The sequence below is a fragment of the Streptomyces sp. NPDC048111 genome, from assembly GCF_043202815.1.
In the GTDB taxonomy this organism is placed as follows: domain Bacteria; phylum Actinomycetota; class Actinomycetes; order Streptomycetales; family Streptomycetaceae; genus Streptomyces.
Genome location: NZ_JBIDBD010000006.1, coordinates 134,646 through 157,267, shown reverse-complemented (window position 1 = coordinate 157,267; position 22,622 = coordinate 134,646). Strand labels below are relative to the sequence as shown.

At 71.7% G+C, this 22,622-nt stretch carries 22 protein-coding genes and 2 tRNA genes; 14 read left to right on the top strand and 10 right to left on the bottom strand.

Translation table 11 applies throughout. The features are described 5' to 3' along the window. Positions 1 to 54: 54 nt before the first annotated feature. Positions 55 to 576, bottom strand: coding sequence for an NUDIX hydrolase (locus ACGF3I_RS13935; RefSeq protein ID WP_393131505.1), 522 nt, complete (start codon positions 574 to 576; stop codon positions 55 to 57). Further along, complete coding sequence (locus tag ACGF3I_RS13930; RefSeq protein ID WP_393131503.1) at positions 573 to 2,060, bottom strand: zinc-dependent metalloprotease; 1,488 nt, start codon at positions 2,058 to 2,060, stop codon at positions 573 to 575. The genes ACGF3I_RS13935 and ACGF3I_RS13930 overlap by 4 nt, the downstream gene beginning before the upstream one ends. A gap of 189 nt (positions 2,061 to 2,249) precedes the next feature. On the opposite strand from ACGF3I_RS13930, the gene ACGF3I_RS13925 reads away from it, so the two are divergent. The 4 genes from ACGF3I_RS13925 (at position 2,250) to ACGF3I_RS13910 (ending at position 5,411) form a co-directional block, all read left to right on the top strand. After that, positions 2,250 to 3,356: an SDR family oxidoreductase gene (locus tag ACGF3I_RS13925; RefSeq protein WP_393131501.1), complete on the top strand. Its 1,107-nt coding sequence runs from the start codon at positions 2,250 to 2,252 to the stop codon at positions 3,354 to 3,356. Positions 3,357 to 3,434: 78 nt separating this feature from the next. Then, entirely contained in the window at positions 3,435 to 3,899 is a 465-nt protein-coding gene (locus tag ACGF3I_RS13920; RefSeq protein WP_362716958.1) for a molybdenum cofactor biosynthesis protein MoaE, read from the top strand. Between the two features lie 142 nt (positions 3,900 to 4,041). Then, positions 4,042 to 4,212: a hypothetical protein gene (locus ACGF3I_RS13915; RefSeq protein ID WP_393131499.1), complete on the top strand. Its 171-nt coding sequence runs from the start codon at positions 4,042 to 4,044 to the stop codon at positions 4,210 to 4,212. Positions 4,213 to 4,322: 110 nt separating this feature from the next. Continuing rightward, positions 4,323 to 5,411 (top strand): PDZ domain-containing protein, encoded by a 1,089-nt coding sequence (locus tag ACGF3I_RS13910; protein ID WP_393131497.1) that lies wholly within the window; start codon positions 4,323 to 4,325, stop codon positions 5,409 to 5,411. Positions 5,412 to 5,442: 31 nt separating this feature from the next. Here the strand turns inward: ACGF3I_RS13910 and ACGF3I_RS13905 are convergent, their stop codons facing one another. Further along, positions 5,443 to 5,988 carry a PPA1309 family protein gene (locus ACGF3I_RS13905; protein ID WP_393131495.1) on the bottom strand — a complete coding sequence of 182 codons (546 nt, stop codon included), beginning with the start codon at positions 5,986 to 5,988 and terminating at the stop codon, positions 5,443 to 5,445. Positions 5,989 to 6,124: 136 nt separating this feature from the next. On the opposite strand from ACGF3I_RS13905, the gene ACGF3I_RS13900 reads away from it, so the two are divergent. From ACGF3I_RS13900 to ACGF3I_RS13885, 4 genes are all read left to right on the top strand, one after another. Further along, positions 6,125 to 9,022 (top strand): UPF0182 family protein, encoded by a 2,898-nt coding sequence (locus ACGF3I_RS13900; protein WP_393131770.1) that lies wholly within the window; start codon positions 6,125 to 6,127, stop codon positions 9,020 to 9,022. Between the two features lie 86 nt (positions 9,023 to 9,108). After that, a tRNA-Met gene (locus tag ACGF3I_RS13895) sits at positions 9,109 to 9,182 on the top strand. A gap of 241 nt (positions 9,183 to 9,423) precedes the next feature. Next, on the top strand, positions 9,424 to 11,256 hold the full coding sequence (locus ACGF3I_RS13890; RefSeq protein ID WP_393131493.1) for a sel1 repeat family protein: 1,833 nt from the start codon (positions 9,424 to 9,426) through the stop codon (positions 11,254 to 11,256). A gap of 88 nt (positions 11,257 to 11,344) precedes the next feature. After that, positions 11,345 to 11,418, top strand: a tRNA-Met gene (locus tag ACGF3I_RS13885). Positions 11,419 to 11,544: 126 nt separating this feature from the next. On the opposite strand, the gene ACGF3I_RS13880 is transcribed toward ACGF3I_RS13885, so the two are convergent. Beyond that, positions 11,545 to 11,961, bottom strand: a complete 417-nt coding sequence (locus ACGF3I_RS13880; RefSeq protein ID WP_053729883.1) for a Fur family transcriptional regulator — start codon at positions 11,959 to 11,961, stop codon at positions 11,545 to 11,547. Between the two features lie 145 nt (positions 11,962 to 12,106). Between ACGF3I_RS13880 and ACGF3I_RS13875 the strand changes: the two genes are divergently transcribed. Further along, a complete protein-coding gene (locus tag ACGF3I_RS13875) occupies positions 12,107 to 13,558 on the top strand; it encodes a catalase (protein ID WP_393131491.1) in 1,452 nt (483 codons plus the stop codon). Between the two features lie 89 nt (positions 13,559 to 13,647). On the opposite strand, the gene ACGF3I_RS13870 is transcribed toward ACGF3I_RS13875, so the two are convergent. Next, positions 13,648 to 14,046, bottom strand: a complete 399-nt coding sequence (locus ACGF3I_RS13870) for a cyclic nucleotide-binding/CBS domain-containing protein (RefSeq protein WP_393131489.1) — start codon at positions 14,044 to 14,046, stop codon at positions 13,648 to 13,650. A gap of 266 nt (positions 14,047 to 14,312) precedes the next feature. Next, complete coding sequence (hisN, locus tag ACGF3I_RS13865) at positions 14,313 to 15,125, bottom strand: histidinol-phosphatase (RefSeq protein WP_393131487.1); 813 nt, start codon at positions 15,123 to 15,125, stop codon at positions 14,313 to 14,315. A gap of 157 nt (positions 15,126 to 15,282) precedes the next feature. On the opposite strand from hisN, the gene ACGF3I_RS13860 reads away from it, so the two are divergent. Beyond that, positions 15,283 to 16,008, top strand: a complete 726-nt coding sequence (locus tag ACGF3I_RS13860; RefSeq protein WP_393131485.1) for a TetR/AcrR family transcriptional regulator — start codon at positions 15,283 to 15,285, stop codon at positions 16,006 to 16,008. Here the strand turns inward: ACGF3I_RS13860 and ACGF3I_RS13855 are convergent. The 4 genes from ACGF3I_RS13855 to ACGF3I_RS13840 all read right to left on the bottom strand — a co-directional run bounded on the left by ACGF3I_RS13855 (position 15,962) and on the right by ACGF3I_RS13840 (position 19,485). Continuing rightward, positions 15,962 to 16,285 carry a multidrug efflux SMR transporter gene (locus ACGF3I_RS13855; RefSeq protein ID WP_261713887.1) on the bottom strand — a complete coding sequence of 108 codons (324 nt, stop codon included), beginning with the start codon at positions 16,283 to 16,285 and terminating at the stop codon, positions 15,962 to 15,964. The genes ACGF3I_RS13860 and ACGF3I_RS13855 overlap by 47 nt on opposite strands. A 117-nt stretch (positions 16,286 to 16,402) precedes the next feature. Next, positions 16,403 to 17,416: a ribosome small subunit-dependent GTPase A gene (rsgA, locus tag ACGF3I_RS13850; protein ID WP_393131483.1), complete on the bottom strand. Its 1,014-nt coding sequence runs from the start codon at positions 17,414 to 17,416 to the stop codon at positions 16,403 to 16,405. Positions 17,417 to 17,431: 15 nt separating this feature from the next. Beyond that, positions 17,432 to 18,757, bottom strand: coding sequence for a 3-phosphoshikimate 1-carboxyvinyltransferase (gene aroA, locus ACGF3I_RS13845; protein WP_393131481.1), 1,326 nt, complete (start codon positions 18,755 to 18,757; stop codon positions 17,432 to 17,434). A gap of 26 nt (positions 18,758 to 18,783) precedes the next feature. After that, on the bottom strand, positions 18,784 to 19,485 hold the full coding sequence (locus ACGF3I_RS13840) for a M50 family metallopeptidase (protein ID WP_393131479.1): 702 nt from the start codon (positions 19,483 to 19,485) through the stop codon (positions 18,784 to 18,786). A 269-nt stretch (positions 19,486 to 19,754) separates the two neighbouring features. On the opposite strand from ACGF3I_RS13840, the gene ACGF3I_RS13835 reads away from it, so the two are divergent. From ACGF3I_RS13835 to rsrA, 4 genes are all read left to right on the top strand, one after another. Continuing rightward, entirely contained in the window at positions 19,755 to 20,567 is an 813-nt protein-coding gene (locus ACGF3I_RS13835; protein WP_393131477.1) for an SOS response-associated peptidase, read from the top strand. Between the two features lie 43 nt (positions 20,568 to 20,610). After that, complete coding sequence (locus ACGF3I_RS13830) at positions 20,611 to 21,264, top strand: alpha/beta family hydrolase (protein ID WP_393131475.1); 654 nt, start codon at positions 20,611 to 20,613, stop codon at positions 21,262 to 21,264. 273 nt (positions 21,265 to 21,537) lie between these two features. Beyond that, complete coding sequence (locus ACGF3I_RS13825) at positions 21,538 to 22,182, top strand: sigma-70 family RNA polymerase sigma factor (RefSeq protein WP_167157084.1); 645 nt, start codon at positions 21,538 to 21,540, stop codon at positions 22,180 to 22,182. After that, positions 22,179 to 22,493 carry a mycothiol system anti-sigma-R factor gene (rsrA, locus tag ACGF3I_RS13820; RefSeq protein ID WP_393131472.1) on the top strand — a complete coding sequence of 105 codons (315 nt, stop codon included), beginning with the start codon at positions 22,179 to 22,181 and terminating at the stop codon, positions 22,491 to 22,493. The genes ACGF3I_RS13825 and rsrA overlap by 4 nt, the downstream gene beginning before the upstream one ends. The last annotated feature ends 129 nt before the right edge of the window (positions 22,494 to 22,622 follow it).

Below are 22,622 nucleotides of genomic sequence, written 5' to 3'. Positions count from 1 at the left end.
CCACCCTGAACGGCCTTGGCCCGCAAGCCGGTTGAGGGCCGGGGAGGCCTCCCGCTACAGCCGCGCGCGGGTCGCTTCGAGGAGGTCGACCACCGAGGCGTCCGCCACCTCGGCCACCCCGTCGTAGCCGAACCAGCGCAGGTCCAGGGACTCGTCGCTGATCGCCTCGACCGAGCCGGACGGCGCGAGGGCCGCGTACTGGACGTCCAGATGCCAGTTGCAGGGCGCCGGGATGGGGTGGCGGTCCAGGCGGACCGGGCCGCCCGGAAGCAGCGTCAGCCCCGCGATGCCGGACTCCTCCTCCGCCTCGCGCAGCGCCGCCGACGCCACCGTGGCGTCGCCGGGCTCGCAGTGGCCGCCCATCTGGAGCCACATGTTCAGCTTCTTGTGCAGGGTGAGCAGCACCCGGCCCCGGTCGGCGTCGACGACCAGGGCGCTCGCCGTCAGATGGCCGGCCTCACAGGCCTTCCACATGCCGTCCGGGTGCGCCGCGAGGTGGTCCAGGTAGGTCTGGCGCAGCTCGCTCTGGGCGTCGTACGCCTTCAGGACGAGGACCGCGTCGTCGTGCAGTGTCACTGGCCGGACTCACCCTTGCCGTCGTTCTTGCCGTCGCCGTCCGCGTCACGCCCGTCGTCGTCCCCCGCGCCGGCCTCGCCGCTCGGGCCGGCCTCGCCCTTCTTCAGGGACGGGCCGTTCTGCTCGGCAGCCTCGCCCAGCATCTTGTCGAGCTCCGAGAAGTCGAGGTGCTCGCGGTGCACGAAGCCGTCGGGGTCGTCCAGGTCGGTGGCCGTCGGCAGCATGTCCGGGTGCTCCCACAGGTCGTCCCGGCCGTCCACCCCGCGGGCGTCGGTGAGCGAGGCCCACAGGCGCGAGGCGTCCCGCAGCCGGCGGGGGCGCAGCTCGAGGCCGATGAGCGTGGCGAACGTCTGCTCGGCGGGGCCGCCCGTCGCCCGGCGCCGGCGCAGCGTCTCGCGCAGCGCGTCGGCCGAGGTGAGCCGGGGCTTGGCGGCGGCGTGGACCACCGCGTCCACCCAGCCCTCGACCAGCGCGAGGGCCGTCTCCAGACGGGCCAGGGCCGCCTTCTGCTCCGGGGTGTCCTCGGGCTGGAACATGCCCTGCTGGAGGGCCTCCTGCAACTGCTCCGGATTGGACACGTCGAGCTGGCCGACCGCGTCCTCCAGCTTCGCGGTGTCGACCTTGATGCCCCGGGCGTAGCCCTCGACCGCGCCGAACAGATGCGAGCGCAGCCACGGCACATGGGCGAAGAGCCGCTGGTGGGCGGCCTCGCGCAGGGCCAGGTAGAGCCGGATCTCGTCCTTGGGGACGCCCAGGTCCTTGCCGAAGGCCTCGATGTTCAGCGGCAGCAGCGCGGCCTTGCCGGCCGGACCGAGCGGAAGCCCGATGTCGGTCGAGCCGACGACCTCGCCCGCGAGCGTGCCCACGGCCTGGCCGATCTGCTGGCCGAACATGGCGCCGCCCATGGAGCGCATCATGCCGATCAGCGGGCCCGCCATGGCCTGCATCTCCTCGGGCAGCACCCCGCCCATGGCCGCGCCGACGCGCTCGGCGACCGGGTCGACCAGTTCCTTCCAGGCCGGCTGGGTGGCCTCCACCCACTCCGCGCGGCTCCAGGCCACGGCGGTGGTGGAGCCGGACGGCAGCGACGTGGCGTCGTCGAGCCACAGGTCGGCCAGGCGCACGGCCTCCTGGACGGCGGCGCGCTCGGCGGGGCCGACGCTCTCGTCCTTGGTGCCGTCGGCGGTGCCCTGCGCGACCGTCTGGCGGGCGATCTGCTTGGCCATGTCCCAGTTCACGGGACCGCCCTCGTAGCTGAGCATCTGCCCGAGCTGCTGGAAGGCGGCGCCCAGGTCGTTCGGGTTCATCGAACCGAACATCGCGGCGAACGGGTTGTCCCCGCCGCCGCCCGCGCCCGGGAAGCCGAAGGGGTTGCCGCCCTGGCCGCCGGCACCCTGACCACCTCCGGCGGGGTCCTTCTTCTTGCCGTCGCCGTTCTCCGGCTCCTCCGGCGGAAGGCCGAATCCGAATGGGGTGTCACTCACGGGTTTCCTCGGCTCGTCAGGCCGCCGGCTGCTGCCGACGGCGGCTTCCCCACAACACCACCAGCGTAGACATCCGAGCGGGATAAGGGCTCGGTGCTCCGCCGCCTCGCGGGCTGCGGCAGGATGGACGCCACCTGGTACGTACGCGTCATTAACGTACGTACTGAAGACAACCGCTGGAGACGCCCGGTGAGTTCCCCAGATCCGCAGGTTCGCGCAGCGCGAAACCCCGCAACCCCGCCCCCGCGCGGTCCCGTCGTCGCCGTGACCGGTGCCGCGTCCGGGATCGGTGCCCTGCTGACCGCGCGGCTCGCCGCGTCCGACGAGGTCAAGCAGGTCATCGCGCTCGACGAGCGCCGGGGCGAGGTCTCCGAGGCCACCTGGCTCATCCTGGACGTCAGGGACCCGGCCATCGCCGAGAAGCTGCGCGGCGCCGACGTCGTCGTGCACCTGGCGCTCGACCTCGACCTGGAGACCGACGCCGCCGCCCGTACCGCCTACAACGTGCGCGGCACCCAGACCGTCCTGACCGCGGCGGCCGCGGCCGGTGTCCACCGGGTGGTGCTCTGCACCTCGGCGATGGTCTACGGGGCGCTGGCCGACAACGACGTCCCGCTCTCCGAGGACGCCGAACTGCGGGCCACCGCCGAGGCCACCGGCGTCGGCGACCTCCTGGAGATCGAGCGCCTGGGGCGGCGGGCCCCGCGCGCCCACCCCGGGCTCAACGTCACCGTGGTGCGCCCCGCGGTCCTGGTCGGCGGCACCGACACCGCGCTCACCCGGTACTTCGAGTCCCCGCGTCTGCTGGTGGTCGCCGGATCCCGGCCGACCTGGCAGTTCTGCCACGTCGACGACCTGTGCAGCGCCCTGGAGTACGCGGCCCTGGAGAAGGTCGACGGGGAGTTCGCGGTGGGCTGCGACGGGTGGCTCGAACAGGAGGAGGTCGAGGAGCTCAGCGGCATCCGCCGCATGGAGCTGCCCTCGGCCGTGGCGCTGGGCGCCGCCGCCCGGCTGCACCGGATCGGGCTCACGCCCTCGCCGGCCGGTGACCTCGCCTACACGATGCACCCGTGGGTGGTCAGCGTCGGACGGCTGCACGACGCGGGCTGGCGCCCGCAGTGGACCAACGAGGAGGTGCTCGCCGAGCTCCTCGAAGAGGTCGCCGGCCGGCACACCGTCGCGGGCCGCAGGCTCGGCCGCAAGGACGCCACCGCGGCGGGCGCCGCGGGCGCCACCGTCGCGCTGCTCGGCGCGGCGGCCGTGGTGCGCAGGGCCCGCAGACGCCGGGGCCTGTAGGACCCTCCTACGCGGCGCGGCGCCGCCCGGGCGAAAGGGCAATTCCGGGATTCCGCTCCCGTGCGGCACGATGGGACCATGGCACGCACGTACCCCGACCATCCCGGTGAGCAGGCCGCGCACGACCCGATCCGCCTGCTCGCGATCCGTGAGACGCCGCTCTCGCTCGACGAGGTCTTCGCGGCCTCGGGCGACTTCGCGGCGGGCGGTACGACGCTCTTCGTCGGCACCGTGCGCAATCACGACGGCGGCACCGACGTCGACACGCTCGGGTACTCCTGCCACCCGAGCGCCGAGGCGGAGATGCGCCGGGTGGCCGAGAAGGTCGTCGCCGACTACCCGGTCCGCGCGCTGGCCGCCGTCCACCGTGTGGGCGATCTGGCCGTGGGAGATATCGCGGTCGTCGTCGCGGTCTCCTGCCCGCACCGCGCGGAGGCCTTCGAGGCCTGCCGCAAGCTGATCGACGACCTCAAGCACGAGGTTCCGATCTGGAAGCACCAGCGCTTCTCGGACGGCACCGAGGAGTGGGTCGGCGCCTGCTGAGGTGTTGTTCCGGCCTGAAACCCGTCGGGTGCCATGCGCCCCGATTTGCGTAACCGCACCCCTGGCGTGAGCGTTGAAGCGGCGGATGGCTAATCTGCTGATGTGTCAGTTGCGGTCGCTCATTAGGGGACGGGAGGTCGGAATGGCTGTACTCACCTGGCTGCTGATTCCGCTTTTCGCCGCGGTCGGCGCGGCGATATGGGCGAGCTGGGCAGCCCGCAATCGCACCTCCGGCGATGTGGCCGAACTCGCCGGATACAGCCGGTTCCGTGAGGCGATGGAGAAATCCCACTCCGGTTCCGACGCCGTCTGAGCCCCTCACCGCTCCGCGCGGACCCCCTTTGCCCGTACGCGGTCGCCAACGGCCCCCGTACGGACCGGCCCCAGGGGTGGACGCACAGACCGGTCCCGTACTGTCGTTCCATGCCACGCCGCACCGCGACGATGCTCGCCTCCACCCTCGTGCTGATCGCGCTGCTCTGCGCCGGGGTGCTCATCAAAGTGCCGTACGCGGAGATGTCTCCCGGGCCCACCGTGAACACCCTCGGCGACTCGGGCGGCGAGCCGGTGCTGCAGATCACCGGTCACAAGACGTACCCGACGACCGGTCACCTCAACATGACGACGGTCAGGGTCACCGGAGCGGACTACCGGATGAACCTGGTGGAGGCCGTCTACGGCTGGCTGGCGCACGACAGCGTCGTGGTCCCGCACGACACGCTCTACCCGGACGGCAAGACCGACGAGCAGTCCAACCAGGAGAACGCCGAGGAGTTCAGCCAGTCCCAGGAGAGCGCCAAGGTGGCGGCCCTGAACGAGCTGCGCATCCCGGTGAAGAGCTGGGTCATCGTCTCCTCGGTCGTCAAGGGCAGCCCCGCCGAGGGCAAGCTGCACGCCGGGGACGCCATCAAGGCGGTGGACGGGGCTCCGGTCACCAAGCCGGCCGATGTCGCGGCCCTGGTGACCAAGCACAAGCCCGGCCAGGACGTGGTGTTCACGATCGTCCCGGCCAAGGACGCCGAGACCGCGAAGAAGGCGGGCAGGGCGCCGGAGGGCGCCGAGAAGGTCACCATCACCACGGAGAAGGCGCCGGACGGCGACCGGGCGATCGTCGGCATCCAGGCCGGCACCGACCACGCGTTCCCGTTCAGCGTCGACATCAAGCTCGCCGACGTGGGCGGCCCCAGCGCGGGCCTGATGTTCTCGCTCGGCATCGTGGACAAGCTGACGCCCGAGGACCTGACCGGCGGCAGGTTCGTCGCCGGCACCGGCACGATCGACGACACCGGCAAGGTCGGCCCGATCGGCGGCATCGAGATGAAGCTGATCGGCGCGCGCCAGGCGGGCGCCCGCTACTTCCTGACGCCCAAGGACAACTGCGCCGCGGCCGCCTCCGACATCCCCTCCGGGCTCACCCTGGTCAAGGTGGACACCCTCCACGACGCCCGGCAGGCCCTGGACAGGATCCGTACGGGCGACACGGCCGGACTGCCGAGCTGCTCGGCCAAGTGAGGCCGAGCACCATCCGTAGGGACCGCCGCCGCTAGGCGAAGGTCGCGGCCAGCGCCTCGGCGAGGCCCGGCACCAGATCCGGGCCGGTCAGGACCTCGGTCGCGGAGTCCTTCTCGCGCAGCCGGATGGCCGACTCACGGGCGCCGCCGCGCAGCACGGCCACCGTCATCCGCACCTCCTGGCGGTCGGGGTGGGAGGCCACCCACGTGGCGAGCTCCTTGTCGCTCAGCCCCTCGGGCACGGAGGTCTCGGCGGACGGGGGCAGCATCAGGCGCTCCACCGTGAGGGCGCAGCCGGCCACCGAGGCGGGCCAGGCGATGGTGCCGAGGAACTTGTCCAGCGGCTTGTTCCGCGGGATCTCCTCCTGCTCGATCGGGGTGAGCCCGGAGACCTGGGCGTCGTCGGTGGTGGAGACCAGATTGGGCGCCTGGGCGCGGAGCTTCGCGGTGTCGACGAGCGCGAAGAGACGGGCCGGCTTGTCCCAGCCCAGACCGGATGCGTACTCGTCGATTTCGAGCACCGCGCGGGTGAGCGGGCTCGCTGCCATCGGGGGACCGGAGGGGGAAACGTTGGACATGGACAACATCCTGCCCTCTTTCACCCCCCGATCGGGAACTGAGTAAAGCCTCAGTAAGTTGCATGAGTGGGCTCTACGATCGCTGGGCCCGCCCATACGACAGCGAACTTTCGAGGTGCGCACCTTGGCTTTCCAGATGCCGGACCGCGGCTCAGGCCCGTCCGGGCCACGGATCAGAGTCGGCCGGCCGTCCCGCCGGGTCCGGACCCTGCTGATGACACTGGGCATTCTGGCCGTGCTTGCCATGGCCTTCGTCATGTTCGCGGGGTTCTGGACCGACTGGCTCTGGTACCGGTCGGTCCACTATTCGTCGGTCTTCACCACCCAGCTGTGGACGAAGATCGGCCTGTTCTGCGTGTTCGGGCTGCTCATGGCCTTCGCCGTGGGCCTGAACATCTGGCTGGCGCACCGGCTGCGGCCGCCGCTGAGCGCGATGTCGCTGGAACAGCAGAGCCTGGACCGCTACCGGATGGGCATCGCCCCGTACAAGAAGTGGATGCTGCTCGCGATCACCGCGCTCGTCGGGCTCATCGCAGGCGCCTCCGCCTCCGGTCAGTGGCGCACCTGGCTGATGTGGGTCAACGCGGTGCCGTTCGGCCAGAAGGACCCGCAGTTCAAGCTGGACGTGTCGTTCTACGCCTTCGACCTGCCCTGGTACCGCTTCCTGCTGGGCTTCGGCTTCGCCGCCGCCGTCCTGTCGCTCATCGCCGCGGCCCTGACGCACTACCTGTACGGCGGGCTGCGGATCACCAGCCCCGGGGCGCGGGCCACGGGCGCCGCGACCGGGCACCTTTCGGTGCTGCTCGGCGTGTTCGTGGTCCTCAAGGCGGTGGCGTACTGGCTGGACCGGTACGGCCTCGCGGTCAAGTCCAGTGACTTCAAGGCGACCAACAACTGGACGGGCCTTCGGTACGTCGACGCCAACGCCTACCTGCCGGCGAAGACGATCCTGTTCTGCATCGCCGTCATCTGCGCCGTGCTGTTCTTCGCGACCCTGTGGCGCCGCACCTGGCAGCTGCCCGTCATCGGCTTCGGCCTGATGGTGCTCTCGGCGATCCTCATCGGCGGGCTCTACCCGGCGATCGTGCAGAAGTTCCAGGTCCAGCCCAACGAGCAGGCCAAGGAAGCCCCGTACATCCAGAAGAACATCGACGCCACGCGCAAGGCGTACGGCATCGACGCCGCGGACGTGCAGGACTACAAGGGCACCACCGACACCAAGGACAGCGCGAAGCTGCGCTCGGACGCCGACGCGGCGGCCAGCTACCGCCTCATCGACCCCAACGTGGTCTCGCCGGCCTTCCAGCAGCTCCAGCAGGAGCGCAAGTACTACCAGTTCCCCTCGACCCTGGACGTGGACCGCTACACGGACAAGGACGGCAAGGAGCAGGACACCGTCATCGGGCTGCGCGAGCTCAATCTCAAGGGCATCGACAAGCGCAACTGGATCAACGACCACTTCACCTACACCCACGGCTTCGGCGCCATCGCCGCCAAGGGCACCAGCGTGGACGTGAACGGAGCGCCCGACTTCACCGAGTCCGGGATCCCCACCAGCGGCCAGCTCGACGCCGGGTACCAGCAGCGCGTCTACTACGGCGAGAAGACCGACCAGTACTCGATCGTCGGCGGGCCCCAGAAGGAGCTCGACTACGAGAGCGAGGGCAAGGGCCAGGTCACGACGAGCTTCGCGGGCAAGGGCGGGGTGAGCCTGTCCAACCCGTTCAACCGGGCCGCGTACGCCGTCACCTTCAGCGAGCCGCAGATCCTGTACTCGGGGGCCATCGGCAAGGGCTCGAAGATCCTGTACAACCGCACCCCGAAGGAGCGCGTCGAGGCGGTCGCCCCCTGGCTGACCATCGACGGGGACGCCTATCCGGCCGTCGTCGGCAAGCACATCCAGTGGGTCGTGGACGCGTACACGACGACCAACGGCTACCCCTACGCCTCGCGCACCACGCTCGGCGAGACGACGACCGACTCGCTGACCGACAACCAGCGGGCGGTGGTGGCCCAGCAGAACCAGGTCAACTACATCCGCAACTCCGTCAAGGCGACGGTCGACGCGTACGACGGCACGGTCACGCTGTACCAGTGGGACGACAAGGACCCGGTCCTCAAGACCTGGATGAAGGCGTTCCCCGGCACGGTCAAGGCCAAGTCGGCGATCCCCCCGGAGCTGCTGGCCCACCTGCGCTACCCGCAGGACATGTTCAAGGTCCAGCGCGAGCTGCTCACCCGCTACCACGTCACCAACCCCGCGCAGTTCTACAGCGGCAGTGACGCCTGGCAGGTGCCGGACGACCCGACGAACAAGGACAACAGCGCGGTCCCGCCGTACTACCTGTCCATGAAGATGCCGGGCGCCGAGTCCGAGGGGAAGAAGTTCTCCCTGACGACGACGTTCACGCCCAACGGCCGGCCCAATCTGGGCGGGTTCATGGCCATCGACGCCGACGCCGCGAGCAAGGACTACGGCAAGATCAGACTGCTGAGGGTCACGGACAACGTGCAGGGCCCGCAGCAGGTGCAGAGCAAGCTGAACGGCCTGCCCGAAGTCGCCGAGTTCGTGCGGAACCTGAGAGGCACCGACTCCGAGATCGACTACGGCAACCTGCTGACGGTGCCGCTCGGCCGGGGCTTCCTGTACATCGAGCCGGTGTACGCACGCGGTGGCAGCGCCAACTACCCGCTCCTGAAGAAGGTCGGCGTCTCCTACGGCGACAAGACCGTCTTCAAGGACAATCTGGCCGACGCGCTCAGCGCGGCCTTCGGCGCCGACTCCTCCGCCCAGCCGCCCTCGACGAACCCGCCGACGAATCCGCCGACGAACCCGCCCACCACGACGCCGCCGAGCACCGGCAACGCCTCGGTGGACCAGGCCATCAAGGACGCCCAGAAGGCGTACGACGACGGGCAGAAGGCGCTCGCCAAGGGCGACTGGAAGACCTACGGCGACGCCCAGAAGGCCCTCCAGGACGCCCTGCAGCGGGCGGCCGAGGCACAGGCGCAGGCGAACAAGCCGAAGAGCTGACGCGACCCGATCGGAGCTGACCTGGGAGAACCGGGCCGGCGCCGGTCGGGGGCGGCTCCACACCGTGGTAGCGTTGGGTTCACCGACGCGGGGTGGAGCAGCTCGGTAGCTCGCTGGGCTCATAACCCAGAGGTCGCAGGTTCAAATCCTGTCCCCGCTACTCACGGACGAGGGCCCGGATCCTTTCAAGGATCCGGGCCCTCGTCACGTTCGCGGCCTGATCGACCCGGCACTGTCCGGTAATCGACGGCTGGAACCCTTCCGTGTGAAATCCGGTCTTGCCAAGGGGAGTTGGGCCGAAGGGGTTTGATGTGTCTCTCTGTGGGCATGTCGACAAAACGCTGAAGTGACCTCACTGGCTGCGGTATACCAGGTGTACGCGGGTTGCGGGTGGTGCGACGATGGTATTTATGGGGGACAGGGCAACTCTGTTGGAGACAGGGCGGTTTGTGCAGACACGCTCCGATGAGGACGCTGACACCGCTGACGCCGAGACCGAGGCGCGGCACCGGCGTGCCGCCGACGGCGGCGACGCCGAGTCGATGAGCGTGCTCGGCTCCCTGCTGCTGCGCCGCGGCGATCTCGACAGTGCCGAGCCCTACCTGCGCGGCGCCACCGCCGAGGGCGACCGGGCGGCCGCCAACAACCTCGGCGTCCTGCTCCACCAGCGCGGTTACACGGACGAGGCGGCCGGCTGGTGGCGCATCGCCGCCGTCGCCGGATCCGCCGCCGCGGCCCACGCGCTCGGCCGGCACTACCGCGAGCGGGGCGACGAGCCCGCCGCCGAGTACTGGCTGCGCCAGTCCGCCGAGCAGGGCCACGCGCTCGGCGCCTACGCGCTCGCCGACCTCCTGGAGCACCGCAGCGACGTCGGCGCCGAGCGCTGGCTGCGCGCCGCCGCCGAACAGGGCCACCGCGAGGCCGCCTACCGCCTGGCCCGGCTCCTGGACCGCCGCGCCGAGCCCGAGGCGGGCGCCGACGGCCCCGGTGACATCGCTGTCGACCCGGCCCCGGAGGCGGAGGGCGCGGCGGACGAGGCCGAGCCCTGGTACCGCCAGGCCGCCGCGCGCGGCCACCGCAGGGCCGCGCTGCACCTCGGCGCGATCCTGGAGCAGCGCGGCGAGCTCAAGGAGGCCGGCCGCTGGTACCTGACCTCGGCCAAGGACGGCGAGGCCAAGGCCGCCTGCGCGCTGGGCTTTCTGCTGCGCGACGCGGGCGACGAGGAGAGCGCCGCCGTGTGGTGGCTGCGCGCCGCCCAGGACGGCGACGGCAACGCGGCCAACGCCCTCGGCGCGCTGCACGCGGCGCGGGGCGAGCAGCAGACCGCGGAGCGCTGGTACCGGGCGGCGATGACCGCCGGGGACGTGAACGGGGCGTACAACCTCGGCCTGCTCTGCGCCGCCCAGAACCGCACGGCCCAGGCCGAGCAGTGGTACCGCAGCGCCGCCTACTCCGGGCACCGCGAGGCGGCCAACGCGCTCGCCATCCTGCTGCTCCAGGCCGGCGACCCGACCGGGGCCGAGCCCTGGTTCTCCAAGGCGGCCGAGGCCGGCAGCGTGGACGCGGCCTTCAACCTGGGCATCCTCTTCGCCGGCCGCGACGACGACCGCACCGCGCTGAAGTGGTACGAGCGGGCCGCCGCCGCCGGGCACACCGACGCCGCCCTCCAGGTCGGCATCGCCCTGCTGCGGGACGGCGAGGAGCAGGCCGCCGAGCGTCATCTGCGGTGCGCGGCGGGCGGCGGCAGCGCGGAGGCGGCCTTCCGGCTCGCCACCCTCCTGGACGCCCGTCAGCCCCCGCCCGGCCCGCCCGCGCTCGGCGAACCCCTGGGCGAGAAGACCGAATGCGAGGAGTGGTACGAGCGGGCCGCACAGCAGGGTCACCGCAGGGCCCAGGTGCGGGTCGGCATGCTGGCCGCGGCCCGGGGCGACCTGGAGGCGGCGGCGCGCTGGTACGGCGAGGCGGCCGAGGCGGGCAGCCGCAACGGCGCCTTCAACCTCGGGCTGCTGCTCGCCCGCGAGGGCCGCGAGCGCGAGGCCGCCCTGTGGTGGAAGCGGGCGGCGCACGCCGGGCACGGCCGGGCCGCGCTGCGCCTGGCACTGCTGGCCGCCCGGCACGGCGAGCTGAGCGAGGGGCAGCGCTGGTGCGCCAGGGCGGTGGAGCTCGGCCCGGCGGAGGTCGCCGAGCGGGCCGCCCGGCTGCGCGAGGCGCTGCACCAGGAGCTCACGGCCTAGGGCGGGGCCCGGTTCCCCTACGCGGCCCGAGCCCGTGGGGAACAGATTTGCGCTGGTCCATGTCGTCCCGTAGGGTTGTGTTCACCGACGCGGGGTGGAGCAGCTCGGTAGCTCGCTGGGCTCATAACCCAGAGGTCGCAGGTTCAAATCCTGTCCCCGCTACTCACGGACTGAGGCCCGAATCCTTCGAGGATTCGGGCCTCAGTCGTCTGCCTGTCCGCATCTCGGAAACAGGAAGCCCTCCGGCCCATGGCCGGAGGGCTTCCTCGGTATTCGGGGCGCTTGCGGTCAGGCCGCCGCGCAGTTGGGGCAGGTGCCCCGGTAGGTGACCTCGACGGCGGCGATGGTGAAGCCGAAGCGCTCGGTGTCGGGCAGATCGGCCAGCGGGTTGCCCTGCGGGTGCACGTCCCGGATCGCGCCGCACTGGGCGCAGACCAGGTGCTGATGCGGGCGGTGGGCGTTCGGGTCGTAGCGCTTGGCGCGGCGGTCCGTGGAGACTTCCAGGATCTCGCCGAGCGTCACCAGCTCGCCCAGGGTGTTGTAGACCGTCGCCCGGGAGATCTCGGGCAGCCGCTCCACCGCGCGGGCATGGACTTCGTCCGCGGTCAGGTGCACGTGGTCGCCGTCGAGGACCTCGGCCACGACGCGGCGCTGTGCGGTCATGCGCCAGCCGCGGCCGCGCAGTCGCTCCAACAGGTCACTCATGAGCACCAGCCTAACAGGGCGAAGGCCCCAGTCCCGAACAGGTGTGGGTTTGGATCCTTGTTTGATTTAGACAATGTCCATTGTAGGATCGAAGCCAAGCACGAAAGAGGGACAGGACTTGCCGGACATGACGCAGGAGGCGCACGTGACACAGGGGCCGCTCACGACGGAGGCCGGGGCGCCGGTCGCCGACAACCAGAACAGCGCGACGGCGGGCGCCGGCGGTCCGGTCCTGATCCAGGACCAGTCGCTCCTGGAGAAGCTCGCCCACTTCAACCGCGAGCGCATCCCGGAGCGCATCGTGCACGCCCGCGGCGCCGGTGCGTACGGCACGTTCACGCTCACCCGTGACGTCTCGCGGTGGACGCGCGCCGCGTTCCTCTCCGAGGTCGGCAAGCAGACCGAGACGTTCCTGCGCTTCTCCACCGTGGCCGGCAACCTCGGCTCGGCCGACGCCGTGCGCGACCCCCGCGGCTTCGCGCTGAAGTTCTACACGGAGGACGGGAACTACGACCTGGTCGGGAACAACACGCCCGTCTTCTTCATCAAGGACGCCATCAAGTTCCCCGACTTCATCCACACCCAGAAGCGCGACCCGTACACGGGCAGCCAGGAGGCGGACAACGTCTGGGACTTCTGGGGCCTGAGCCCCGAGAGCACCCACCAGGTCACCTGGCTCTTCGGCGACCGCGGCATTCCGGCCACCCTGCGCCACATGAACGGCTACGGCTCGCACACGTACCAGTGGAACAACGAGGCCGGCGAGGTCTTCTGGGTCAAGTACCACTTCAAGACCGACCAGGGGATCAAGAACCTCACCCAGGACGAGGCCAACAAGCTCGCCGGTGAGGACCCGGACAGCCACCAGCGCGACCTGCGCGAGGCCATCGAGCGCGGCGACTTCCCGTCCTGGACCGTGCAGGTGCAGATCATGCCGGAGGCGGACGCGGCGACGTACCGCTTCAACCCGTTCGACCTCACCAAGGTGTGGCCGCACGAGGACTACCCGCCGGTCGAGATCGGCAAGCTGGAGCTCAACCGCAACCCGGAGAACATCTTCGCCGAGGTCGAGCAGTCCGTCTTCAGCCCCGCGCACTTCGTGCCGGGCATCGGCCCCTCGCCCGACAAGATGCTCCAGGGCCGCCTCTTCGCGTACGGCGACGCCCACCGCTACCGCGTCGGCATCAACGCCGACCACCTGCCGGTGAACCGTCCGCACGCCACCGAGGCGCGCACCAACTCCCGTGACGGTTACCTCTACGACGGCCGCCACAAGGGCGCCAAGAACTACGAGCCCAACAGCTTCGGCGGGCCTTCCCAGACGGACCGTCCGCTGTGGCAGGGCAGTGCCGTCACCGGGGTCACGGGCACCACGGCGGCGCCCGTGCACGCCGAGGACAACGACTTCGTGCAGGCCGGCAACCTCTACCGGCTCTACTCGGAGGACGAGAAGGCGCGCCTGATCGACAACCTGGCGGGCTTCATCGCCAAGGTGTCCCGCGACGACATCGCGGACCGGGCGATCAACAACTTCCGCCAGGCGGACGACGACTTCGGCAAGCGGCTCGACGCCGCGGTCCAGGCCCTTCGCGGCTGATCCGGGTCCGCCTGCCGGAGGTGGACGGAAGGCCGGGCCCCCACGGGTCCGGCCTTCCGGCGTTCGCCGGTGCCGCACCGGCCCGTGGGTCAGCCGGCCAGCGCGCTCTCCCGGCGCGCCGGGGTCCAGCAGCGGATGATGTCGCGCACCGAGACGATGCCGACCGGGCCGTGGTCGTCCAGCACGATCAGATGGCGGAAGCCGCCGTGGTTCATCGCGTCGGCGGCCTCGACCAGGGTCCAGGACGGGGCGGCGAAGACCACGTCGGTGGTGGTGTGGGTGCTCGCGGTCTCGTGGTCGGGGTCCTGGCCGAGGCCGACGGAGTTGAGGATGTCGCGTTCGGTGAGGATGCCGAGGCCGCTGGTGTCGGGGTCGAGGACGACGGCGGCGCCGACCCGGCGGGCCGACATCAGCCGGGCCGCCTGGCGGAGGGTGTGGGCAGGTCCGATGGTGAGGACCATCGTGCTCATGGCGTCACGGACGAGCATGGATGGAGCCACCTCCTGGGTGGATTCGGCTTCCGGCACGGCGAAGCGGGCCCGCTCCGGAAGGAATTCACATGTTCACAAGTGGGGGGACTCCCAGAGTCGCATCCGGACCGCCCGTCAACAAGGGGCTGGTAGAGGGCAGTTGAGGGGCGCGCAAAACCGTGCCACACGCCCCCCGGGAGCCCCAGCCGTACGCGTCACGACCTGCGCGCGGGCCCAACTCGGCTCATCCGCACGGCAAGTGAGGGTCCGTCAGGTCGAGCCCGTCAGGCCTGCGGGGCCGGAGCGTCGCCGAGGTAGCCCAGTAGCTCCTCGTGGAGCAGCCCGTTGGACGCCGCGGCGTTGCCGCTGTGCGGGCCGGTGCGGCCGTCGAGCCCGGTGAAGACGCCCCCGGCCTCCTGCACCACGATGACGTTGGCCGCCATGTCCCACAGGGACAGCTCCGGCTCGGCGCAGAAGTCGACCGAGCCCTCCGCGACCATCATGTACGGCCAGAAGTCGCCGTAGGCGCGGGTGCGCCAGCACTCCCGGGTCAGGTCCAGGAAGTCGTCCAGCCTGCCCCGCTCGTCCCAGCCGCTCAGCGAGGAGTACGAGAACGAGGCGTCCGACAGCTTCGAGACGCTGGAGACCTTGAGGGGGGTGGCCGAGGTGAGGCTGCGGCCGGTGAAGGCGCCGTGCCCCTTCGCCGCCCACCAGCGCCGGTTCAGGGCCGGCGCCGACACGACCCCGACCACCGGCTGGAAGCCGTCCTCGCCCGCCTCCATGAGCGAGATCAGGGTGGCCCACACGGGCACGCCCCGCACGTAGTTCTTGGTGCCGTCGATCGGATCGATCACCCAGCGCCGCGGGCCCGTGCCCTCCAGGCCGTACTCCTCGCCGAGGATCGCGTCCCGTGGCCGCGCCCGGTGCAGATGCCCGCGGATGACCTCCTCGGCCGCCTTGTCGGCCTCGCTCACCGGAGTCATGTCCGGCTTGGTCTCGACCTTCAGGTCGAGCGCCTTGAACCGGTCCATGGTGGCGGCGTCGGCGGCGTCCGCGAGGACGTGGGCCAGGCGCAGGTCATCGTGATAGTCGGGCATGGTCACCACCGTAGCGATCGGCCGGGGCGGGGACCACAGCGCCCGCACTCCGGGACGCCCCCGCGCCCGCCCCCAGCGCCCCTTGACACTCCTCGCGGGCCCGTCAACGCTGAACGCGCAGCCGTCCGCAAGGCCGCGGGGGGCCGGGGAGGCGATCATGCCCACCGCACGGGAATCCTTACTGGACGCCGCCCTCGTGGCGCTCGCGCGACTGCCCTGGCCGGGCGTGCGGATGGTGGACGTGGCCGTCGCCGCCGGGGTCTCGCGGCAGACCCTCTACAACGAGTTCGGCAGCAAGGAGGGCCTGGCCCGCGCGCTGGTGCGCCGGGAGGCCGATCTGTATCTGCGGGGCGTCGACCGGGCGCTCGCCGAGCACGGCGCCCCCGCCGACCACCTGGTCCGGGTGGCCGAGTGGACGCTCGGCCAGGCCCGTTCGAGCGCCCTGGTCCGCGCCCTGCTCACCGGCTGCTGGAGCGAACGCCTCCCCGCGCCGTCCCGCCGCACCACGGGCGCCGTCTCCGCGGTGCCCGCCCAGCGCCGGGCCGACGCCGGGGTGCCGGGCCCCGCCGAGTTGCTGGCCCAGGTCACGGACCGGGCGTGCGCGGCCCTGGAGAAGGAGGTGCCGGGGGCCGATCCGGTGGAGATCGGCCGGTACTGCGAGACCGCGGTCCGGCTCGGCCTGTCCCTGGTCGTGGTGCCGCCCGGGCGGGGCGGGGAGAGCCGCCAGGCGGACGGCGCGGGGTATCTGCGCGTGGTGCTCTCGCGGCTCCCGGTGCGCGCGGTCGGGCACGGCGCACCGGGAGCTGACGCTCCGTCAACAGGGGCCGGGGCGTGGGTCAGTGGGCCGAGCCCGAGATCTGCAGACCGATCACACCCACGATGACCAGGGAGATCGAGACCAGCTTCAGTGTGGAGACCACGTCGCCGAGGAAGACCATGCCGTAGATCGCGGTGCCCGCCGCCCCGATGCCCGTCCAGACCGCGTACGCGGGGCCCACGTCGAGCTTGCGCAGCGAGAGCGTGAGCAGACCGAACGAGCCCAGGGCGAACGCGGCGAAGGCGATCGTCGGCCACAGCCGGGTGAAACCGTGCGACAGCTTCAGGCAGACGGCGAACCCCGTTTCCAGGATTCCCGCCACCACGACCAGCAGCCACGCCATGCCCAGGGCCTCCCGCCACACATCGTCGTCACTGACCGCATGGTCACCACCAGGTCCGCCGGACCGAGCCTAGGGCGATTATGCAGCGCGTGCCCGGCGCACGCCCCCGGAAACGGATCAGTCGCCCTCGCGTCGCTCCCGCGTCGCGAGCAGTCGGCGCAGCGAGTAGAGCCGCGCCGGATCCGCGTGGCCGTCCGCCACCCACTGGTCGAGCGCGCACTCGGCCTCGTCGTGGCTGCACGCCCGCGGACAGTTCTCGGTGCCGGGGACGAGGTCGGGGAAGGCCAGGATCACGCGGGAGGGATCGACGTGGTGCAGCCCGAAGGACCGCACGCCCGGGGTGTCGATGACCCAGCCGCCGTCCGCGCTGTCCAGGGGCAGCGCCAGCGCCGATGTGGTGGTGTGCCGGCCGCGGCCGGTGACCGCGTTGACGTGGCCGGTCACGCGCCGCCGGTCCACCGGCACCAACGCGTTGACCAGGGTCGTCTTGCCGACGCCGGAGTGCCCCACGAACGCCGTGACCCGGCCGTGCAGTTGCTCGCGCACCCGGTCCGCCGCGTCGCCGTCGTACAGCTCGTCGCGCGAGGTGACCACGTACGGGACGCCCAACGCCCCGTACATCTCCAGGAGTTCGTCCGCCGGAGCCAGGTCCGACTTGGTCAGGACCAGCAGCGGTTCGAGGCCGCCGTCGTACGCCGCGACCAGGCAGCGGTCGATGAGGCGGGGCCGCGGCTCCGGGTCGGCGAGCGCGGTCACGATGGCCAGCTGGTCGGCGTTGGCGACGACCACGCGCTCGTACGGGTCGTCGTCATCGGCGGTGCGCCGCAGCACCGAGGTGCGCTTGCCGATCCGTACGATCCGCGCGAGCGTGTCCTTCTTGCCGGTCAGATCGCCAACGATGTCGACCCGGTCGCCCACCACCGCGGCCTTGCGGCCCAGTTCGCGGGCCTTCATGGCGTGGATCGTGCGGTCCCCCACCAGACAGGTGAGCCGGCCGCGGTCGACCGTGAGGACCATGCCCTCGGCGGCGTCCTCGTGCTTGGGCCTGATGCTGGTGCGGGGGCGGTTGCCCTTGGGGTTGGGGCGGACGCGGATGTCGTCCTCGTCCGGGTTCTTGCCGTAGCGGCGCATGGTCCTAGGCCCCGCTCAGTTTCCGGGCCCCGTCAGCATGGCGTCCCACATGTCGGGGAAGTCGGGCAGCGTCTTGGCCGTGGTCGCCACGTTCTCGATCTGCACGCCCGCGACGGCGAGGCCGATGATCGCGCCCGCGGTGGCCATCCGGTGGTCGTCATAGGTGTGGAAGACGCCGCCGTGCAGCGCGCGCGGGCGGATGTGCAGCCCGTCGGCGGTCTCGGTGACGTCGCCGCCCAGCTCGTTGATCTCCTTGGTGAGCGCGGCCAGGCGGTCCGTCTCGTGCAGGCGCAGATGGGCGACGCCGCGCAGCGTGGAGGGGGAGTCGGCGAGCGCGGCGACGGCCGCGATGCCGGGGGTCAGCTCGCCGACCTCGCTCAGGTCCACGTCGATGCCGCGGATACGGCCCGTACCGGTGAACACCAGCCCGCGGTCGGCCAGTTGGCAGGTGCCGCCCATCTCGGTGAAGATCTCGCGCAGCTGGTCGCCGGGCTGGGTGGTGCGCACCGGCCAGTCGGGGATGACGACCGTGCCGCCGGTGATCAGGGCCGCGGCCAGGAACGGCTGGGCGTTGGACAGGTCGGGCTCGACGGTCAGGTCGCGGCCCAGCAGCGCCGAGTGCGATACGCGCCACACGTTCGGCTCGCCGCCCGTCTCCGGCTCGTCGACCTGGGCGCCCACGCAGCGCAGCATGTCGACCGTCATCCGGATGTGCGGCATGGAGGGCAGCGAGGCCCCCACGTGCCGTACCTCGACGCCCTGGTTGAACCGGGGCGCGGACAGCAGCAGGGCCGAGACGAACTGCGAGCTGGAGGAGGCGTCGATCTCGACCCGGCCGCCTTCGAGGGCGCCCGCGCCGTGCACGGTCATCGGGAGCGCGCCGCGGTTGTCGTCGTCGATGCGGGCGCCCAGCGCGCGCAGGCCGTCGATGACACCGCCGAGGGGACGCTCGTAGGAGCGCGGGTCGCCGTCGAAGCGGACCGGGCCGTCGGCGAGCGCCGCGACCGGGGGCAGGAAGCGCATGACCGTACCGGCGTTGCCGACGTCGACCGTGGCCGGGCCGTGCAGTCCGGCCGGGATGACCCGCCAGGCCTCGCCCGAGCCGTCCGGGCCCACGCCCTCCTCGATGCCGACGCCCAGCGTGCGCAGGGCCTCCGCCATCAGCAGGGTGTCGCGCGAGCGCAGGGGGCGGCGCAGCCAGCCGGGCTCGGCGGCGAGAGCGGCCAGGACGAGCCCTCGATTGGTGACCGATTTGGATCCCGGCACGGTCACCGTCGCGTCGACGGCTCCGCTCGCGAGGGGGGCGGGCCAGAGGGCAGGGTGCACGGGCGTTTCGGTCATGGCCCTCACTTTAGTGGGGCCGCCGCCTACCGGCCGAGCAGCCAGCGGCCGCCGCCGATCAGCGAGCACACCGAAACGGCGTGGAAGAGGAAGAGCCAGAGCGCCGGTGGTACGTGGGTGAGCCGGGCGAGCTGGTCGGCGTCCGAGTCGCCGTCGTTGTACTGACGGCGCTTGCGCTGGAGCTCGAAGGCCGGACGCACACCGCCCAGGAGCAGGAACCACACCGCCGTGTACGCGAACGCGGACTGGACGTCGGGCCCGGTCAGCCAGGAGATGAGCAGGAAGGCGGCGCCGGTGAGCACCACCGTCAGGACGCCGTACGCGTTGCGGATCATTACCAGCATCGCGAGCAGCAGCGCGGTGGCCAGCCACAGGAAGAGCGTGACGTGGTGGGCGGCGAGCAGCCGGGCGCCGCCCAGGCCGAGCAGCGGGGGAGCGGTGTATCCGGCGGCGGCCGTCAGGATCATGCCGAGGCCGTGCGGTTTGCCCCGGCTGACGGTCAGGCCGCTGGTGTCCGAGTGCAGCCGGATGCCGTCGAGGCGGCGGCCCGTGAGCAGCGCCACCAGGCCGTGGCCGCCCTCGTGGGCGATGGTGACGGCGTTGCGGGAGAGCCGCCACAGGCGGTGCGGGACGACGAGGACGAGCGCGACCACGCCTGTCGCGACGACCAGCCACGAGGCCGGGGCGCTCTGGGTGCCGAAGAGCTGGAAGTCTTGCAGCGCGGACATGTCGGGGACGGCTCCTCAAGGGGTACGGGCGCCGTGGCAGTCTGGCATCGGGCACCGCGCCGGCGTGTGCCGGGTAGGACGAACGGCTCCGTGCGCGGGGTTCCCGCCGGCGGGCGCCGGGACGGGTCCGCTTCGAGGGGACCCGGCCTGGGTCTGTCACCCTTGGACGTGTCCGGGTCGGCCCGGCGACACGGACGGGCAGCGAGTGGACGGGCAGCGACACGGCCGCACGACCGAACGGGGTGCGGCCCGGAGGGGAGAGTCCCACGATGTGCGGCAGGTATGCGGCGAGCCGGAGCCCGGAGGACCTCTCGGACGTCTTCGGCATCGAGACGGGTCCGGCCGAGGCGTTGGAGCCCGACTGGAACGTGGCGCCGACCAAGGACGTCTACGTCGTCCTGGAGCGCCCGCTCAAGGACGGCGACGACCCGCGTCCGGTGCGCCAGCTGCGCACGCTGAAGTGGGGGCTCGTCCCCTCGTGGGCGAAGTCGCCCGAGGGCGCGGCCCGGCTGATCAACGCCCGGGCGGAGACCGTCCACGAGAAGCCCTCCTTCAAGAAGGCCCTCGCCTCCCGGCGCTGCATCGTCCCCGCCGACGGCTACTACGAATGGGTCACCGGGGCGGGTGAGCGCGACCTGGAGGTCGAGGGGAAGAAGAAGCGGCCCCGCAAGCAGCCGTACTTCGTGACCCCGGCCGACGGCTCGGTCTTCGCGATGGCCGGGCTCTACGAGTTCTGGCGCGACCGCACCCTGCCCGACGACCACCCCTCGGCCTGGTGGGTCACCTGCTCGGTGGTCACCACCGAGGCGGAGACGGGCCCGCTCGCCGTGGCCCCCGCCGAGGGCCCCTCCTCGCTCGCCGACATCCACCCCCGGATGCCGCTGATGCTCACCCCGGACCGCTGGTCGTCCTGGCTCGACCCGGCCCGCACCGACATCGAGGACGTCCGCGGCCTGCTCGCCCCGCCGCCCGGGGGCCTGATGCGGGCCTACCCCGTCTCGACGGCCGTCAGCAACGTCCGCAACAACGGCCCCGAACTCCTGAAGGAACTGGCGGGGCCCGAGGAGGGCACGCTGTTCTGACCGCCTGCGCGGGCCCGGCCCCGTCGCCCGGCAGGATGGCCCCGTGACCGACAGCGAGATCATCGAGACCGGGGCCGGGGACGCGCGCATCACCTGGCATCCGGCGAAGAAGGCCCGCCTGGTGCTGGCCGTCAGCCACGGCGCGGGCGGCGGCATCGAGGCCCGCGACCTCCAGGCGCTGGCCGGGGCCCTGCCGCCGCTCGGCGTGAGCGTGGCCCTGGTGGAGCAGCCCTGGCGGGTGGCCGGCAAGAAGCTTGCCCCGGCGCCGAAGACGCTCGACACGGGATGGCGCGACCTCTGGCCGGCCGTGGCGAAGAGGGGGCTGCCCGTCGTCGCGGGCGGGCGCAGCGCCGGGGCGCGGGTCGCCTGCCGCACGGCGGCGGAGCTCGGCGCGGCCGGCGTCCTCGCCCTGAGCTTCCCGCTGCACCCGCCGGGCCGGCCCGAGAAGTCCCGGGCGCCGGAGCTGCTCGGCGCGGGCGTGCCCGCCCTCGTGGTGCAGGGCGGCAACGACCCCTTCGGCCGGCCCGCCGAGTTCCCCGGCGCCGACGCCTTCCCCGGCGGGGCCTACGAGCTCGTGGAAGTGCCCTTCGCCGACCACGGGTTCGCGGTGCCCAAGCGCGCCGCCCTCACCCAGCAGGAGGCACTCGATGTGATCACCGCCGCCGCGGGCCGCTGGCTGACCGCGCTGCCCCGGTGACACCGGGCCCTCTGACTGCCCCTCACCCCGGGAATGCGCGGTGCGGGGGCGCTGTTATGGGCGACGTAAGGGATACGCAGACCAGCAGTGGAAGAGGGAGTCCGTCGCATGGGTTCGACCATCTGCCCGAGCCGCAAGGCCGCCTCTGACCTGGAGTGGACGGTGCTTTCCGCGGCCAGGACCGCTCCTGTTCGAGCGGCGGGCGGAGCGGATCGTCGTCTATCCTCCGATTCGAGTGGGTCCGCATTCGGGCTCAGCACACCGTTCGAGGAGGTGGGTCCGGTCACAGGGACCGACGACGGCCACGTGGAAGAAACCACCGCCGAGCGCAACGCGCGCTTCGAGCGGGACGCCCTCGGCTACCTCGACCAGATGTACTCGGCGGCGCTGCGCATGACGCGCAACCCGGCGGATGCGGAAGACCTGGTCCAGGAGACGTACGCCAAGGCGTACGGGTCCTTCCACCAGTTCCGCGAGGGCACCAACCTGAAGGCTTGGCTCTACCGGATTCTCACCAACACGTTCATCAACTCCTACCGGAAGAAGCAGCGCGAGCCCCAGCGCAGCGCCGCCGAGGAGATCGAGGACTGGCAGCTCGCGCGCGCCGAGTCGCACATGTCCACGGGTCTGCGCTCCGCCGAGTCGCAGGCGCTCGACCACCTGCCCGACTCGGACGTGAAGGCGGCCCTCCAGGCCATTCCGGAAGAGTTCCGCATCGCCGTGTATCTCGCGGACGTAGAGGGCTTTGCGTACAAGGAGATCGCGGACATCATGGGTACACCCATCGGTACGGTGATGTCCCGACTGCACCGGGGCCGCCGCCAACTGCGCGGAATGCTGGAGGACTACGCCCGGGACCGCGGGCTCGTCCCGGCCGGTGCCGGTGAGTCGGACGAAGCGAAAGGCTCGGGCTCATGAGCTGCGGAGAGCCGCACGAGACGGACTGCTCCGAGGTCCTGGACCATCTGTATGAGTTCCTCGACCACGAGATGCCGCCCACGGACTGCGACAAGTTCGAGGTGCACTTCGAGGAGTGCTCGCCGTGCCTGGAGAAGTACGGCCTCGAGCAGGCCGTGAAGAAGCTGGTGAAGCGCTGCTGCGGCTCGGACGACGTGCCGAGCGATCTGCGCTCCAAGGTGATGGGCCGCATCGACCTGATCCGCTCGGGCCAGGCCGTGCCCGAACAGGACGTCGTCACCGGTGAGGTGCCCACGCTCCGCTCCGAGTGACCCCGGGCGTCCGCGCCGGCGCGGACGCCCCCCGGCGGGCAACCGCCGCCCCCGGCAACCCTGATGTGGGGGGGCGCCGGCACACGGCGTGTCGCCCCGCGCGGCGGGAAGGGGTCGCCGCCCGGCCCC